Annotated in this window: 16 protein-coding genes; 1 reads left to right on the top strand and 15 read right to left on the bottom strand. The window is 25.7% G+C overall.

Features of this window, described 5'->3' with window-relative positions:
• Positions 1-51: 51 nt before the first annotated feature.
• The 5 genes from BTM21_RS05660 to BTM21_RS05680 form a co-directional block, all read right to left on the bottom strand.
• Positions 52-1,974 carry an ABC-F family ATP-binding cassette domain-containing protein gene (locus BTM21_RS05660; protein ID WP_021875678.1) on the bottom strand — a complete coding sequence of 641 codons (1,923 nt, stop codon included), beginning with the start codon at positions 1,972-1,974 and terminating at the stop codon, positions 52-54.
• Between the two features lie 100 nt (positions 1,975-2,074).
• Positions 2,075-2,575 (bottom strand): QueT transporter family protein, encoded by a 501-nt coding sequence (locus tag BTM21_RS05665; RefSeq protein ID WP_242944843.1) that lies wholly within the window; start codon positions 2,573-2,575, stop codon positions 2,075-2,077.
• 278 nt (positions 2,576-2,853) lie between these two features.
• Positions 2,854-4,326 (bottom strand): nicotinate phosphoribosyltransferase, encoded by a 1,473-nt coding sequence (locus BTM21_RS05670; RefSeq protein ID WP_021875676.1) that lies wholly within the window; start codon positions 4,324-4,326, stop codon positions 2,854-2,856.
• A 34-nt stretch (positions 4,327-4,360) separates the two neighbouring features.
• Entirely contained in the window at positions 4,361-5,002 is a 642-nt protein-coding gene (locus BTM21_RS05675) for a cysteine hydrolase family protein (protein ID WP_021875675.1), read from the bottom strand.
• Between the two features lie 156 nt (positions 5,003-5,158).
• A complete protein-coding gene (locus tag BTM21_RS05680; RefSeq protein ID WP_021875674.1) occupies positions 5,159-7,321 on the bottom strand; it encodes a Superfamily I DNA and RNA helicase and helicase subunits-like protein in 2,163 nt (720 codons plus the stop codon).
• A gap of 167 nt (positions 7,322-7,488) precedes the next feature.
• Here BTM21_RS05680 and BTM21_RS05685 point away from each other — a divergent pair, with 167 nt between their 5' ends.
• Positions 7,489-8,472: an alpha/beta hydrolase gene (locus BTM21_RS05685; protein ID WP_096145372.1), complete on the top strand. Its 984-nt coding sequence runs from the start codon at positions 7,489-7,491 to the stop codon at positions 8,470-8,472.
• A gap of 32 nt (positions 8,473-8,504) precedes the next feature.
• Here the strand turns inward: BTM21_RS05685 and BTM21_RS05690 are convergent, their stop codons facing one another.
• The 10 genes from BTM21_RS05690 to BTM21_RS05735 all read right to left on the bottom strand — a co-directional run bounded on the left by BTM21_RS05690 (position 8,505) and on the right by BTM21_RS05735 (position 15,123).
• A complete protein-coding gene (locus BTM21_RS05690) occupies positions 8,505-9,023 on the bottom strand; it encodes a putative ABC transporter permease (RefSeq protein WP_197685102.1) in 519 nt (172 codons plus the stop codon).
• A 154-nt stretch (positions 9,024-9,177) separates the two neighbouring features.
• Positions 9,178-9,864 (bottom strand): orotate phosphoribosyltransferase, encoded by a 687-nt coding sequence (gene pyrE, locus BTM21_RS05695; RefSeq protein WP_021875671.1) that lies wholly within the window; start codon positions 9,862-9,864, stop codon positions 9,178-9,180.
• Positions 9,865-10,113: 249 nt separating this feature from the next.
• A complete protein-coding gene (locus BTM21_RS05700) occupies positions 10,114-10,539 on the bottom strand; it encodes a DNA/RNA non-specific endonuclease (RefSeq protein WP_079481357.1) in 426 nt (141 codons plus the stop codon).
• 85 nt (positions 10,540-10,624) lie between these two features.
• A complete protein-coding gene (locus BTM21_RS05705; RefSeq protein WP_021875669.1) occupies positions 10,625-11,179 on the bottom strand; it encodes a hypothetical protein in 555 nt (184 codons plus the stop codon).
• Between the two features lies 1 nt (position 11,180).
• Complete coding sequence (locus BTM21_RS05710) at positions 11,181-12,014, bottom strand: hypothetical protein (protein ID WP_079481356.1); 834 nt, start codon at positions 12,012-12,014, stop codon at positions 11,181-11,183.
• A 125-nt stretch (positions 12,015-12,139) separates the two neighbouring features.
• Positions 12,140-12,571 carry a EutP/PduV family microcompartment system protein gene (locus tag BTM21_RS05715; protein ID WP_021875667.1) on the bottom strand — a complete coding sequence of 144 codons (432 nt, stop codon included), beginning with the start codon at positions 12,569-12,571 and terminating at the stop codon, positions 12,140-12,142.
• 9 nt (positions 12,572-12,580) lie between these two features.
• Positions 12,581-12,940: a BMC domain-containing protein gene (locus BTM21_RS05720; protein ID WP_021875666.1), complete on the bottom strand. Its 360-nt coding sequence runs from the start codon at positions 12,938-12,940 to the stop codon at positions 12,581-12,583.
• 24 nt (positions 12,941-12,964) lie between these two features.
• Complete coding sequence (locus BTM21_RS05725; RefSeq protein WP_079481355.1) at positions 12,965-13,513, bottom strand: BMC domain-containing protein; 549 nt, start codon at positions 13,511-13,513, stop codon at positions 12,965-12,967.
• A 2-nt stretch (positions 13,514-13,515) separates the two neighbouring features.
• Positions 13,516-14,847, bottom strand: a complete 1,332-nt coding sequence (locus BTM21_RS05730) for a 4Fe-4S dicluster domain-containing protein (RefSeq protein ID WP_021875664.1) — start codon at positions 14,845-14,847, stop codon at positions 13,516-13,518.
• Between the two features lie 27 nt (positions 14,848-14,874).
• Positions 14,875-15,123, bottom strand: coding sequence for a EutN/CcmL family microcompartment protein (locus BTM21_RS05735; RefSeq protein WP_079481354.1), 249 nt, complete (start codon positions 15,121-15,123; stop codon positions 14,875-14,877).
• Between the last annotated feature and the right edge of the window lie 41 nt (positions 15,124-15,164).

The following is a 15,164-nucleotide window of genomic DNA, read 5'->3' on the forward strand; positions in this document are numbered from 1 at the left end:
AAAGTTTACAGTTAATTAATAAGCTCAGTTTTAATATGCTGAGCTTATTAATTAATTTCTATATTTTTCTATCTTTTCTGCTTTATCTTCAAGATACTCTAATCTCTCATACTTTTCTAATAATAATTCCTCTAATGACTCTTTTTCTGTTGTAAGTTCATTTAATAAGCCATAGTTAGAAAAGTTCTTTTCCATCTTTTTATCTATTGCTACTATATTATCCTCTATTTTTTCAATAACTGAATGTATTTCCTCATATTCCTTTTGTTCTTTAAAAGTAAACTTAGGTCTTTCATCTTTCTTTTTAACATATTCTTTTTTAGAATCAGAAGATGATTTTTTAGTAATTAAATTTAATTCCTTTTGCTTATCCTTTTCTATTTCTTTTGTTATTAAAAAATCACTATAATTACCTAGATACTCTTTGATATTTCCATTCCCTTCATAGGAAAATACCTTATGACAAATTCTATCTAAGAAATATCTATCATGGGATACTACTAATACAACTCCTATAAACTCGTCTAGAAAATCTTCCAGTATTTTCAATGTTTCTATATCTAAATCATTTGTAGGCTCATCTAAAATTAATACATTAGGAGCTTCCATTAATACTCTTAATAATTGAAGCCTTCTTCTTTCTCCTCCAGATAGTTTGCCAATTGGAGTGTATTGCATTGTTCCATCGAATAGAAATCTTTCTGCTAATTGAGAAGCTGTAATATCATTACCTTCATCTGTCGGGATTCTTTCTCCCCCTTCTTTTATATAATCGATAGCTCTCATATCTATATTCATATCTATAGAATCTTGAGTAAACGCACCTATCTTAACTGTATCTCCAATTTCTATATCTCCAGAATCTTGTTTAATTAAACCTTGGATTATATTTATTAGAGTTGTCTTTCCCATTCCATTTTTTCCAATTATACCGATTCTATCATCTCTTAAAAATATGTAACTAAAATCATTTATAAGATTTTTATTAGAAAAACTTTTAGATATATTATTTAATTCAATAATTTTCTTTCCAAGTCTTCTCCCTATAAAAGGCATTTCTATATCAGATTTTACTTCAATATACTCTTTATTAACTAACTCATCAAATCTTTGTAACCTTGCTTTTTGTTTAGTTGTTCTAGCCTTTGCACCTCTTTTTACCCATTTTAATTCCTTGATTATTAATTTCTTTCTTTTTTCTTCATTTGCAGTTTCTATTTGTATTCTCTCTGCTTTTTTTTCAAGAAAATCACTATAATTTCCTTCGTAAGAATACATACTTCCTCTATCTAACTCTAATATCTTATTAGCTACACGATCTAAGAAGTATCTATCATGTGTAATCATTAAAAGAGCACCTTTTCTTGAGTTTAAGTACTCTTCAAGCCATTCTATAGATTCAGCATCTAAATGATTGGTAGGCTCATCTAATACTAAAAGTTCACAAGGAGTAATTAAAGCTGATGCTAAGAAAACTCTTTTCTTTTGTCCACCAGATAGCTTCCCCATTTTAGCATTAAAATCATTTATTCCAAGTTTAGTAAGTATTGATTTTGCATCACTTTCTAAATCCCAAAGATTCATAGTATCTATCTTTTCTTGAAGCTTTATTAACTTATCATTACTTTTTTCATCCATTATGCCACTATTTATATTTTCAAGTAAGTTTTCATACTCCATAATTAATTTCATTTCTGGAGTATCCCCTCTAAATATTTGTTCTAAAACTGTTGCTTCAGCTTTAAACTCTGGATTTTGAGATAAGTATTCAATTCTTATATTTTTTCCCTTTACAACTGTTCCTTCAAAAAACTCTTCTCTTCCTGTAAGAATCTTTAAAAAAGTAGATTTTCCTGCTCCATTAACTCCGATTAAACCAATTTTATCTCCAGAATTTATCCCTAAAGACACATCTTTTAATAGAACTTTTTCACTATATGTTTTATTTATATTTTCTAATGTTAATAAATTCATATGACTCTCCCTTTATAAAAAATACAATACTGGTATTATAACATAGTATAATATATAAAAATACCTAGTAAATAACCTTTAGTTAATTACTAGGTACTTTTTATACTATACTTATTTTTTTACCGTACTTTCTCTTTATAATAGTAGCTATTGGAACTCCTATTATAGTTACAACTACAAACTCTCCAAGTGCAACTTGTGACATTGTTAAAACTAGTGGCGCTCCTGCAACAAAGTTTAACATCCATCCTATTATTAAACCATTAAATAATGTTGGCCATATAGAAGCTATTATTAAGGAAAGTTTCTTTCCATTAAATAATTTAGCTGTTAATGCTATGGAAGAAACACTTAAAAATGTAGCAATTGTTCCAAATATCATATCCATAGGTCCATATCCACCAAAAATATTGGATAGTAAACATCCTAATGTTAGACCTCCTATATAGAAAGGGTCGAAAAATGCTAATAAAACCATAAGTTCTGATAATCTAAACTGTATTGGTCCATAACTAATAGGCGCTAATGCTACTGTTAAAACTGTGTATAATGCTGCTACCACAGCTGTTTTTACTAATCTTTTTGTTAAAATGTTTTCCAAATTAAAATCCATCCTTTACTAATTTATAAAATATTAGAGGGAGCTAAATACACTACCCCCTCTAATTAAATTTAATACATAATTATAAAAATAGGAGATTACAACGTGTAACCCCCTAGATAAAATCATTACAAATAATTTATATAACAATGTAATTAATTTAACCTAGTTTTGTTTTGAGACAGGAGGCTTCCGAACTGTCTTATTCTTTTTACTATATTATATAATATACTCTTAAACAAATAAAATCAAGAGGAATTTAAATAAAAAACCAACTTTTAATTAGTTGGTTTTACGCTTAATTTTTTTATTAATTCATCTTTTAAATTCCAAAGATCTGATGATAAGTCAACATAATATGTATGTGGATTTTCAAATCTCTTTATTTCATCCCATAAAGTATCTACTTCTCTTAAACATCTTTCTCTTATTGTTTTAAGATTTGGCGATTCATAAACGAGCTCTCCATTTATAAAGACAGGGACTTGTAACTCCTTTATATAAAAATTAGTTAGTTTTTTCTTCTTCCATATGTGAACAGGATGAAAAATAGTATATGGCTTATTCTCTTCTATTGTTTCATTCGCTAATGTAATTACATCACATAAAGCTTTATTTGAATATTTATCAAAAAATCTGTATACTTTCTTATGTCCAGGATTGCTTACCTTCTCTGGATTCTCTGATATTTTTATTCTTGCTTCAGCAACTCCTTCATTATTTTCTACCGCTACTAATTTATATACACCACCAAATACTGGTTCTGCTTTAGATGTAACTAATCTTTCTCCTACTCCAAAAAGATCTATTTTGGCTCCTTGGTTAAATAAAGAAGTTATAGTATATTCATCTAAAGAGTTAGAAGCAACTATTTTACAGTCAGTCATACCTTGACTATCTAACATTTTTCTAGCCTTTCTTGATAAATATGCCATATCACCACTATCAAGACGAACGCCTTTTAACCTGTATCCCCTAGGCTCTAAAACCTCTTTAGCAACTTTAATTGCATTAGGAATTCCAGATTCTAAAACAGAATATGTATCTACTAAAAGTGTACATGCATCTGGATAGTTTTCAGCATATGTTTTAAAAGCCAAATATTCATTCTCAAATAATTGAACCCAGCTATGAGCCATTGTCCCAAATACCGGTATATCAAATAACTCTCCTGCTAATGCAGTTGCTGTACCTAAAGCCCCGCCTATATAAGCTGCTCTAGCTCCATATATAGCTCCATCATATCCTTGAGCTCTTCTTGCTCCAAACTCCATTACTCCATGCCCATTTGCAGCTCTAACTATTCTATTAGCTTTAGTTGCTATTAAACATTGGTGATTCAATGTTAATAATATCATAGTTTCAATTAGTTGAGCTTCAATAACTGGGGCCTTTACAGTTAAAATTGGCTCATTTGGAAAAATAGGCGTTCCTTCTTCAAAAGAATAGATATCACCAGTAAATTTAAAGTTTATTAAATACTCTAGAAATTCTTCTTTAAATATCTCTAAGTTTCTTAAATAATTAATATCTGCTTCTTCAAAACGTAATCCTTTTATATATTCTATAACTTGTTGAAGACCTGCCATAATAGCAAATCCACCTTTTTCTGGAACTTTTCTAAAAAAAACATCAAAATATACTATCTTATTGCCTAAATCATTATTTAAATAGCCATTGCTCATTGTAAGTTCATAAAAATCCATAAGCATAGTCATATTTCTAGTTTCTGACAAGTTTATTCTGTTCATTTAAAATATCCTCCGATGTTAGTTAGTTAATAATTTAACATAATTCTATATTTTTTACAACTTTTATACCATTTGATTTAAGCTTAAAAAAAGTAATTAAATTCATTAAATCTCCATTATGATTTCCAAAATCATATGTTTCTGCAGTATTTATTGGAACTATTATATCTTTCTCTAAATTCATTTCATTAAAATATGTAGCTAAACTTAGCGTAAATGTTTCTACACAAATATCTGTACATACCCCTGTAATTATAAAAGTATCTATATCTTTATTACTATTAAGCCAATTCTTAAATCCTATTGAATGAAAGCCATTTATTGAATTCTTCTTTACAATAGTTGTCTTATCTAGATTAGTAAGCTCTTGGATTTCATCTATAAGCTTTTCTTCTTCACTATCTTTTATACAATGCTTAGGATAGCTTCTAAATTCAACGGAATTTTCTTTATGACTATCTATAAAAAATAATTTTTCATCATCTTTTAATTTATTTGCTAATTCTACTATTGGATTAATAACTCTAGATACTCTTGGTGAAGATAATGCCCCAACACTATAAAATCCTTTTACCATATCTACAATAATTAATGCCCTCTTACCTTTTATATCATTTATATTTATTTTTTCTATAGAACTAATTTCTTTTTCTATATTTTTTATTGTTTTAATCATAGATTCCTCCTAAATATTGCATATTTATATGTAAAATCTAACTAATATTAATAATATATTAAATATAGGCTATTTTCCTATTTATGTCAACAATTGCATTTGTAAAACTTTCGTATAAAAAATAGGTATCTATATAATACCTATCTTTTATAATAACTATTTAATTATATCATATATACTATTTATAACTAGATTTTTATTTTTCCACCAATCAATACTCCACACTCTAAAATATTTAATATTCATTTTCTCTAAAAGTCTATTAATATATATATCATTCTTTAAAACCCTATAATTTTCACTATAAACAAGATTGTCAAAATCTATAACTAGTATAGGATTTTTATCCTTTTTATCAAATACAACTAAAGGTAATATATTATCTTCTAACAAAATATTAGTTTTCACTAAATATTGAGAATTAATCAAAATATTATATACTTCTTCTTGAATTCTATTATTATAAGTTACATCTTTATTATCATTAATTAATAAAGATAAATTTTTTTCTATATCTATAGTTTTTATAATATGTTGTTTTATATTTTCATCTTTTAAATTTAATTCTTTATTAGAAAAGATTATATATCTAGTATTATTTTTGTCCAATTTATATAAAAACTCATCATTTATATTTTCAGTATTGCATGTAATAATTAAATCAAACTCTTCAATATTATTTTCTATTATATCTTTTGCCATAGAAGAATTTGAAATAACACAAGGAAATGTATTATTTATAATATCTATAATTTTTGAATCTATTTTTATCTCTGATTCCTTTTTTAAATATCTAGTCTCCTCCAAAAAGCCTATTAATTTTTCTAAATTATCATTACTATATTCAATACTCTTTAAGATTTTAGCATCCCATATATATTTTATTCCTTGAGGAATAAGAGCACTTCGATTTTCTATAGTAAGATTTATATTTTCTAAAATATCACTATAAGCTTTATATTTATCAATAATATTACTATGCTTAACTTGTATTTCTTCTATATTAAGCAATATATGAAAATTAGGTATATTTTTTAATAACATTTCCATTTCATTTTTATTTTCTAGATTATTATAACAATAATCTAGAATTTCTCTTTCAGTATCATCTAATTTATTTATACTTTCAGTTATAATATTAAAGTTTTTGAAGATTGTTAGGTTATCTTTTAATGATATTAAGTATTGTGTAACATTATCTTGTTTTAATACTTTTTCAATAAAATGTAGATATTCTTCTTCTACTAAAACATATCTTAAAAAATCGAAAGCCTTTATATATATTTTTATATTCTGTAAGTTTTCTTTATATTCTAAAACCACCCTATCTTCACGTTTTTTAAACTCAATTCTATATTCACTACGCATATTTTTATATTTTCTATAATTAATCCAATACAATGGATTAAATTTTTTATTTAGAGATTTTTTATTAGTTAAAATATATCTATTTAATTTTTCATTTATATCTTTAGCAAAATTCTCAATTTCTATTTCTGAAATATTTTCATTATCTATAAATCTATCTATAAATCTATCTATAAAGTATTCTGTATATTTTGATTTAAATAATGGCAATTCCATAGCTAAAGGATTATTTATTAATACTCCTAATTTTCTTAAAGCTATATCTAGATAATCTTCATTAATATCTGTGTTTAAATTTTTAAATATTTTATTTCCATAAAACTTTCTATACTTAATATAATTTTTAATAATATTATTTTTTAATATGTTACTTATCTTATTGTTTAGTATTTCATAACTATAATTTATAAAAGGTTTTTTTATTCTATACGGTCTATAATAGTTATATTCCTCTATATTATCAATATTATTGCTTAAATTATACATCTCTAATAAAGTAAGTTTACAATATCCCTTGGTATTTAATATATTATGTATATCTACTAAGGAATCTATCTTTTTTTCAATATTTTTTGATAATAAATTTAGCTTGCTTATGGTTGTTTTTCCTGTATTTTGAGATAAATTAAAAATCTCTCTATAAGTTTTCTGAAGTATAGTCATTTTTATATTTTCTTTAATATTAATATTTAAATACTTACCTTTAATAATGGATAAGTGATCTTCAAGTAAATTTATTTCATTAATATCATCATTAACTATTAATACACGCTTACCTTTTATAAGACTATCTATAACTATATTTACTATAGATTCAATTTTATTAGCTTCTCCCTGTGTACGAAATATTAATTTCTTTTCTTTATTGGCTAAGTTAATAGCAATTTCTTCTGTATAATCTGATAAAGATATATAAAACATATCTTTTTTACTAATACTTAAATCCCTCATAAATTTATGCTACAAAGGTAGCTTCATCCCCCTTTGATATATTTTAAAACTATATTCCTCTTACATTCTATGAAAAAAATTTAATATTTATTATTATTAATTATATTTATGGTTATAATATTAATTGAGATAATATAAATATTAAAGAAAGGACTCAGTAATTATTTATGAAAAAAATTTTTAAGATACTTTCTATAACTATTCTCATATGTATAGTAAGCATTGGTACACTATTATTTACTTTTAAAAATCGTATTAACTTATGTGTAAACATAGCGAAAAATTATTTTAAAATAGAAGAAGATTTTGAATCTATAGAAGGTTTAACCTGTTATACACCTTTAGACAATATGGACTATAAAGACGTTGTATATAAAGGTCAAAATGGTGTAGATTTAACACTAGATATATTTGGACCTAAAAAGAAGCTTGAAAATGGCTCTCCAGTTATAGTATTTGTTCATGGTGGAAGTTGGTTATATGGCAATAAAGCAATCCCTAAAGAACTGTCTCCTGTCTTAAATGCTTTTAGAGAATCTGGTTATACCGTAATAAGTACCTCATATGAACTTTTAAAAGATGGTATTACTTTAGATAAACCAATTTCAGATGTAAAAGATACTATAAGATGGATTAATAAGAATAAAGACTACTATGGGTTTAATACCGAAGAAGTAGGTATAATAGGATTTTCAGCAGGAGCTCATCTTTCATTATTATCTGCTTATTCAGATAATAATGAATTTATAGGTGATGAATCTTTATCTAGTTACGCCTCTAAAATAAAATATGTAGTTGATATTTTTGGACCAACAGATTTATCTACTTTAGATATAAAGGCTGTTGATAATGTTATAGCTGAAAAATTATATTCTTTATCAAATTTAAATGATATACAATATAAATATAGTCCAATAAATTATGTAAAAGAAGGCGTTCCTGAAACTCTTATAATAAATAGCAAAAATGATAAACTTGTTCCATACGAAAACTCTACTATTCTTTATGAAAAGTTATTAAATGTATCTACCAAAACAAAATTAGTTTCTTTAGATAAAAGTGATCATGATTTAAGTAGTATAGATACAGAAGATATAACTCCTTTAGCTATAGAACTGCTTCAATTTATTATTAAAAATTCTCCTATATAAAATAATAGAGAGCATTTAAGCCCTCTATTATTTTAATTTAAAATCTCTTTTCTAGTTTTATATAAATTTAAAAAGGTTAGCCCAGTATCTATTATAAATATGGCTAATATTCCTCTAGTAATCTTATTCAATAAATATATAGGTACTTCTATTATAATCATAGATATCATGGGGTGTATAAATTCAATTAAACAAACGGATAAAGATCCAAACATTGTTGAATTTAATAAGCACACTCTACCTTTTATATTTAATTTATTTTTAGAATAATCCCACCATTTGCGATTAAATACTTTTTCTAAACAAAAGGATGTAAAAAATTCTAATATTGATGTCATAATCAAACCCAAAATAAATATAATGAAAATGTTCCCTCTATATTTATCTAATAATGTGATAACAAATAATGCTCCAAATCCATAAATAGGACATATAGGACCTTTTATCATCCCTCTTTTAACAAATTTTTTAGCTGGAATTGAACAGTAAATAGTTTCACATATCCAACCTAAAAAACTATAGATATAAAACCATAACATAAATTGGTACAATTATTACATCCCCTTTATAGTACTAATAACATTATATTATAGTTTGTGTTAAAATTTCACATTAACCAGTTGAATATTACATTAAATTAACAAAAAAAAACAGTTTATTTAAATAGAAAAGTACTATCTAAATAAACCGTATTATTTTCATTATTTATTGAGCTTTATAAGTTACTCCATATTTCTCATAATATGTATTTATAGAATTCTTCATAGCATCATCTATATATACTTTTCCATTTATTTCTCTCATATAAAGATGCTCTACAACTTCTTGCATAGTAACTATAGAATAAGTTGTAATATCAAATACTTCTTTTATTTCTTGCTGAGCTGATTTATCTGATTTACCTTTTTCCATTCTATCTACTGAAATTATAAGTCCTTTTATATTAACATTTCCTTGTGATTTTAATATAGGAGCTGTTTCATATATAGAAGTTCCTGCTGTCATGACATCTTCAACTATTATTACATTTGAATTATCTTGTAACTTAGCACCTAATAATATGCCTCCCTCACCGTGATCTTTTACTTCTTTTCTATTTGAACAATATTCAACGTTCATATCATATAATTCATTCATTGAGATAGCGGTAGTTACAGTTAATGGAATACCTTTATATGCTGGTCCAAATAAAACATCTATATCTTTTCCAAAATGCTTATTTATTGCTTGAGCATAGAATTCACCTAATTTTTTTAATTGCTCCCCTGTAGTATAGTTTCCTGTATTAATAAAAAACGGAGTCTTTCTACCGCTTTTAGTAGTAAAATCACCAAATCTTAATACATTACTTTCAACCATAAATTCAATAAACTCTTGTTTGTATTTTTCCATTAAATATCAGTCCTTTCAAAATCATATCTTCTATAGTATTTCTCTATCTGTGTTTGTCTTTTCCATTTTATCACTAATGTATAAATATTACTAATATTTTATTAATAAGTTTCTGTTAATATATATAGTGAAAATGGAAAAGGTGTTTTTCATTTTGAAGAAAGAAAATTGGTTGTATTAATCTAAAAAGGATAATGATTTTTAAATTCATTATCCTTTTCTTTGTGAATAAAATTAGGCCTTTATTATCTACTTACCTGTTGCTTCTTTATCTAACTCATATAATCTAGCTCTTTCTTCTAAAGTCAAGTCTGTAGAACCTTCTCTTTTTTCTATTAACTTTTGAAGTTCATTAAACTTTTGTTCACCAAGCTTTGTTTTTATTACTTCTGCTTTTAACTCTTTGATTTCATGCTTTTCATGTTCAGATAATCTTTCGCCTTTTTCTACCTTTTCCCTAAATGAATGTATTTTCTCTTTTCCATCGGAAGTTAAAAACCCTTCATTTTCTGGAGTCCAAAACTCATCAAAATTACCTGCAGTTTTAGGTACAGATATTTCACCGGATACTCGAAGACTATTAGGTTTACACTCCATCGCCATAACATTTAGGCTATTAGTTGACCCTATAACCATAGTCGTTAACACTAAAGATGTTAATAATCTCTTTTTCATGCCTTGGTACCTCCTTTATTTTATTCACCTTTATAGTATGTCCTATTTCAAAGAATTTAGGATAAGTAAAAAATGTAATTATTAGCTATATTTCATTAAAAATTTTCATAGTTTTTCTAACTAATAATATTATTAAAATATTAATAATTGTTATTAATATATATACGTACATCAATATCAGTTCAACATATGTACTTAAATTTATATAGAATGCAGAAATAAGCAAAGCAATACAGGTTAAATAAAACTTCAAATTCCACCTAAAACTACAAATATTTTTTAATTCTATATTATTAACTTTTTCACTTTGATTATATATCCCTTTACATATATAGTAATATAATATTAAATTAATTATATTAAATAAATTACTAATTATTAATATAGCGATATTTTCAGTAGAAATAGTAAAATTAAAGTTTGGGAATGGTATAAACAATTTAAATATAGAGAATAATATCATTATTTCTGAATACTTTTTACCTTTTATATACGCTTCTTCTACTTTACTTAACTCTGTCAAAGCATAAGTTATGAGTATATAACCTATAAAATCAGGAAGAATATTTATGTTAAAAAAGGTAAAATTAAAACTTATAAAAATAAGTCCCCAAAACAATTTTTTATATTGTTTATTCATCTTATAAAATTCTCCCTTCTTTTAGCTTATCAATTGATTTTTTATTCATATATTTACTATAATCACTATTTTGATTAGTAAAATATAATTTTTTATAATCTATTGTTCCCTCCGGATCTACGAACTTAAAAGCAATAAACATATTATACATAATCCCAAATCCTACACTATCACTATTTTCATACTTTTTTTTGTAACTTAATTTAATATTTTCGTCTCTTTTAAATTCTATAGGATATGATATATTTTGAATAGGTTCATCATTTATATATATGTAATAATTATCTAATATAAATTCTTTATACTTGCTAGTATACTCTTCTAACTTTACAGTGTCTTTGGCTATAAAACTTATAGTACTAGTATAATTCTGTGTATAACTTAAATTTTCTTTTAAAATTAAATATTTTTTATCATATAGAATTGGTTTAGAGAAATTTATTTCACCTATATTAACTATATTTGTTGCACCTTCATTAGTATAGTATTTTATTTTTGTAACATTAACATCACTTTCTTCTTTTACTAATAAATCATTTATAAAATTATTATCTAATATAATTTCTCTTAATATATATCCATTATTATTCATTATGTTATGATTATTTACATAAAATCTTTCCTCATTTATTTCTGGAAATGAAATTGATACTATATAATCTTCATTATAATCATTGTCTAAGTAATTAATGTACATATTACCATCTGAATCTATATAGTTTTTAAAGAATATTGGATTCTCTAATCGTTTACTGTAAAATAAACTTATATTAACCCCCCAAACTAATATTGTTACTATAGTTATACATAATACAAAAATTTTATTTATCTTCATAAGTTCTCCTTTTCTATATAGCATAGCTGGCAAATTTATATGTAAAATTATATCATCTATTCAATATATTTTCATCAAAAATAATAAGAACTAGTTTATATAAAACTAATTCTTATTATTCATCATTAAATATTTAGATAATCGCTTAATTCAACTATCCCTTCTCCTGTAATAGTTGACACTTTAAAAATTCTTTTTACTCCTGCAGCTTTTAATTGATTCTCAGTAATTTGTATATTGCTATTTTTATCTAACTTATCAATTTTAGTTATAATTCCTATTACTTCTTTACCAAAAGTCCCTGAGAAAGCTGGTGGAATTTTAGTATTAATATCTCCACACTCTTGAACTAGTGCTATAATTTTAGCATCAGCTGCTGTAATTATTAAAGCACTATAATAATGTCTATTCTCTATATATTCTCCTGGAGTATCAATGGAATTTATAAACATTTCTATAGATTGTGTTTTTTTATACTTTAATTTTTCACCTTGAAGCTTTTGACAAAGGGAAGTTTTTCCACAACCACTTTTACCCATAAAAATTACTTTTTTCATATAATTCTCCTAAGAATGCGTTATATCAGTTGTTGTAAATTTCAAATTATCACATAAAACATGTATTACTTCTTTTAAAGCTTCTTTAACAGAAGAAACACTTCCTGTAATAACAAGTGAGCCACTAAATCTATCTATAAATCCTATTGAAACATTTGATGTTTTAGTTGCTACATCTGCGGCAATTATAGATGCTTCACTAGGCGTTATAGTCATTATTCCAAGTGCATTTCTTCCTTCTATTAGTAATCCTAATTTTTCATATAATTCAGGAACTGGATTCGCAATTAAATGCGCTAATGTTACCTGTTTTCCAGGTACATATTCTTGAATAACTCTGGTTTTATCTCCATTATCAAAAATATTCATTTATATTACATCCTCTCTCATTAGTTAATATAAATTATCAATAAAATTCTTATCAGGCTTTGCAATAATAGCTGAGTCTAAATACATACCACTTTTGTATAAAAAATTTTTACTATTATTTATAGCCATATCTACTGCAGCTAATTCACCACCTATAATAAAAAAGCTTTTTCCACACATTCCTCTTGCAAGACGTACTTCTATCAAATCAACTCTTGCAGTTTTAGACGCTATATCAGCAGCTTCTATAATAGATGCTACAGAGTAACTTTCTACTATTCCTATAGCTCCATTTATATTTATCTCACAACTCCCTGTTATAGCACTATAAATTTTTTCAGTTGGATTTCCCAATAAAAAACTATCTACAACAGTATTTTCAAAATTTTTCACTCCAACTTCCAAAGCAGATTTAACAGCTGAAAGGCTGCCTTTAAATAATACTATATATTTACCTGGACATACTGTAGCTGCATGAATTATTTTTATATCAGAGGTCTTTACCATTTTATCTGCAGCAATCATTCCAGTTGGAACTTTTAAATACTCCACTAATCCTAATGCACTATTCAAGGTTACTCCTCCTTTCTTATGGATATGCTATCTTTATCAATATCTATAATTATCCCATCTATTGGTGAATGTAAATATACGCCTAAATCTTTTTCATCAATTACCCCTATTACATCTTTCTTTTTTACTCTATCACCAATTTTGACTACTGTATTAACTAAAATTCCAATAGATTGTTTTTTGTTTATTTTTAATATACTAGGCTTATCTTTTATATCTGCTATTGGTGCATCCTTATCAAATTCTGATAATTTAAGCCTTGATATAACTCTTTTTACAGGAACTCTTCTATATTCTCTTTCCTCTTTAACTATAGCTTCATTATTAAACCTTGGCTTTATTCCTTGTTCTCTTAGTTTAGTTTTCAATTCTGAAATAATAGCTTTAGGATTTAAACTTTGATGACATGCATAGGCAGAGCATAAGTTACATTCACAACAAGCTAAAGCATTTATAAAAACTTCTGAGTTAAAGTCTAATCCAAAGATAAGAGAATTCATTATTTTATGTGGCTCAATAGAATGTCCTACTAAATTTCTTGGACAAAGATCAGTACACATTCTACATTGTGAACAAGTTCCCATAGATCTCTTCACTAAACTATTTAAATTATATTCTTTTAATTCTATTATTGGATTATCTTTTGGTAATATAAATATTCCTTTTGTAGTTTTTGTTACTGTTTCATTTAAATTGCCTATTCTTCCTGTCATTGGTCCGCCAACTAATAATTTATATTCTTCTATATTTATACCATTAACTTCAGGGATTAACTCTTTAAATTTAATTCCAATAGGAACATATAATGTTTTTGGTGTATTTACAGCACCTGAAACAGTTAAATATTTATGTGTAACTGGATTATTTTTTCTTACTGCATTATATACATTAAAAGCTGTTTCAACATTCATAACCATAATTCCAACGTTTAATGGTATTCCACCTTGTGGCACTACTCTTCCAGTAGTTTCATAAGTTAAAATAACCTCATCTCCCGCTGGATATCCATCTTTAAGTAATTTCTTTTTTAACCTAGGAAATGTAGATATTATATTGTCAATAGCTTGATTAGCTTCTATATAATGTTCCTTTATTGCTACTACTCCTTCTTTAGCATCTAATATATCTACTATAAAATTTAAGCCTTCTAAAACTTGTAAAGAATGCTCCTTTAATATGTTTCTATCTACTCTAAAAAGTGGTTCACATTCAGCTGCATTTAAAATAACAGTATCAACTTCTTTTGACAACTTAGCATATAAAGGAAATCCTGCTCCTCCAGCCCCTACTATTCCTTTCTCTTTTAATAACTGTTTAATGTCTTCAAGCTCCATAATAACTTCCTTCCTTCTTTTACAACACTATTCATCTACTATGCCAATTATAGTCGCATCTATTGGAACATTATCCTTATGTAGACCTACTCGAGCACTAGAACCTGTGCTAACTATAACTATACTTTGAATCCCAGCTCCAACTCTATCAATAGCTACTAAATTTTTATTGTTATTATATTCTTCCAACGGTTCTACGATTAACAATTTATAGCCCATAAGGCTCTCTTCTTTACGAGTGCTAACTATGTTTCCTATTACTTTTCCTAATATCATAAATCTCCCTCCTTTAAGGAGAAAAGGCTTTAAATAAATAA

The sequence above is a fragment of the Clostridium chauvoei genome (assembly GCF_002327185.1).
In the GTDB taxonomy this organism is placed as follows: domain Bacteria; phylum Bacillota; class Clostridia; order Clostridiales; family Clostridiaceae; genus Clostridium; species Clostridium chauvoei.

Excerpts from the sequence above, each read along its gene's own strand:
- pyrE (WP_021875671.1), bottom strand. The coding sequence starts at position 9,864 with ATGGAAAAATACAAACAAGAGTTTATTGAATTTATGGTTGAAAGTAAT.
- BTM21_RS05685 (WP_096145372.1), top strand. The coding sequence starts at position 7,489 with ATGAAAAAAATTTTTAAGATACTTTCTATAACTATTCTCATATGTATA.
- BTM21_RS05735 (WP_079481354.1), bottom strand. The coding sequence starts at position 15,123 with ATGATATTAGGAAAAGTAATAGGAAACATAGTTAGCACTCGTAAAGAA.
- BTM21_RS05730 (WP_021875664.1), bottom strand. The coding sequence starts at position 14,847 with ATGGAGCTTGAAGACATTAAACAGTTATTAAAAGAGAAAGGAATAGTA.
- BTM21_RS05675 (WP_021875675.1), bottom strand. The coding sequence starts at position 5,002 with ATGATTAAAACAATAAAAAATATAGAAAAAGAAATTAGTTCTATAGAA.
- BTM21_RS05720 (WP_021875666.1), bottom strand. The coding sequence starts at position 12,940 with ATGAATATTTTTGATAATGGAGATAAAACCAGAGTTATTCAAGAATAT.
- BTM21_RS05670 (WP_021875676.1), bottom strand. The coding sequence starts at position 4,326 with ATGAACAGAATAAACTTGTCAGAAACTAGAAATATGACTATGCTTATG.
- BTM21_RS05715 (WP_021875667.1), bottom strand. The coding sequence starts at position 12,571 with ATGAAAAAAGTAATTTTTATGGGTAAAAGTGGTTGTGGAAAAACTTCC.
- BTM21_RS05705 (WP_021875669.1), bottom strand. The coding sequence starts at position 11,179 with ATGAATAAACAATATAAAAAATTGTTTTGGGGACTTATTTTTATAAGT.
- BTM21_RS05700 (WP_079481357.1), bottom strand. The coding sequence starts at position 10,539 with ATGAAAAAGAGATTATTAACATCTTTAGTGTTAACGACTATGGTTATA.
- BTM21_RS05680 (WP_021875674.1), bottom strand. The coding sequence starts at position 7,321 with ATGAGGGATTTAAGTATTAGTAAAAAAGATATGTTTTATATATCTTTA.
- BTM21_RS05660 (WP_021875678.1), bottom strand. The coding sequence starts at position 1,974 with ATGAATTTATTAACATTAGAAAATATAAATAAAACATATAGTGAAAAA.
- BTM21_RS05710 (WP_079481356.1), bottom strand. The coding sequence starts at position 12,014 with ATGAAGATAAATAAAATTTTTGTATTATGTATAACTATAGTAACAATA.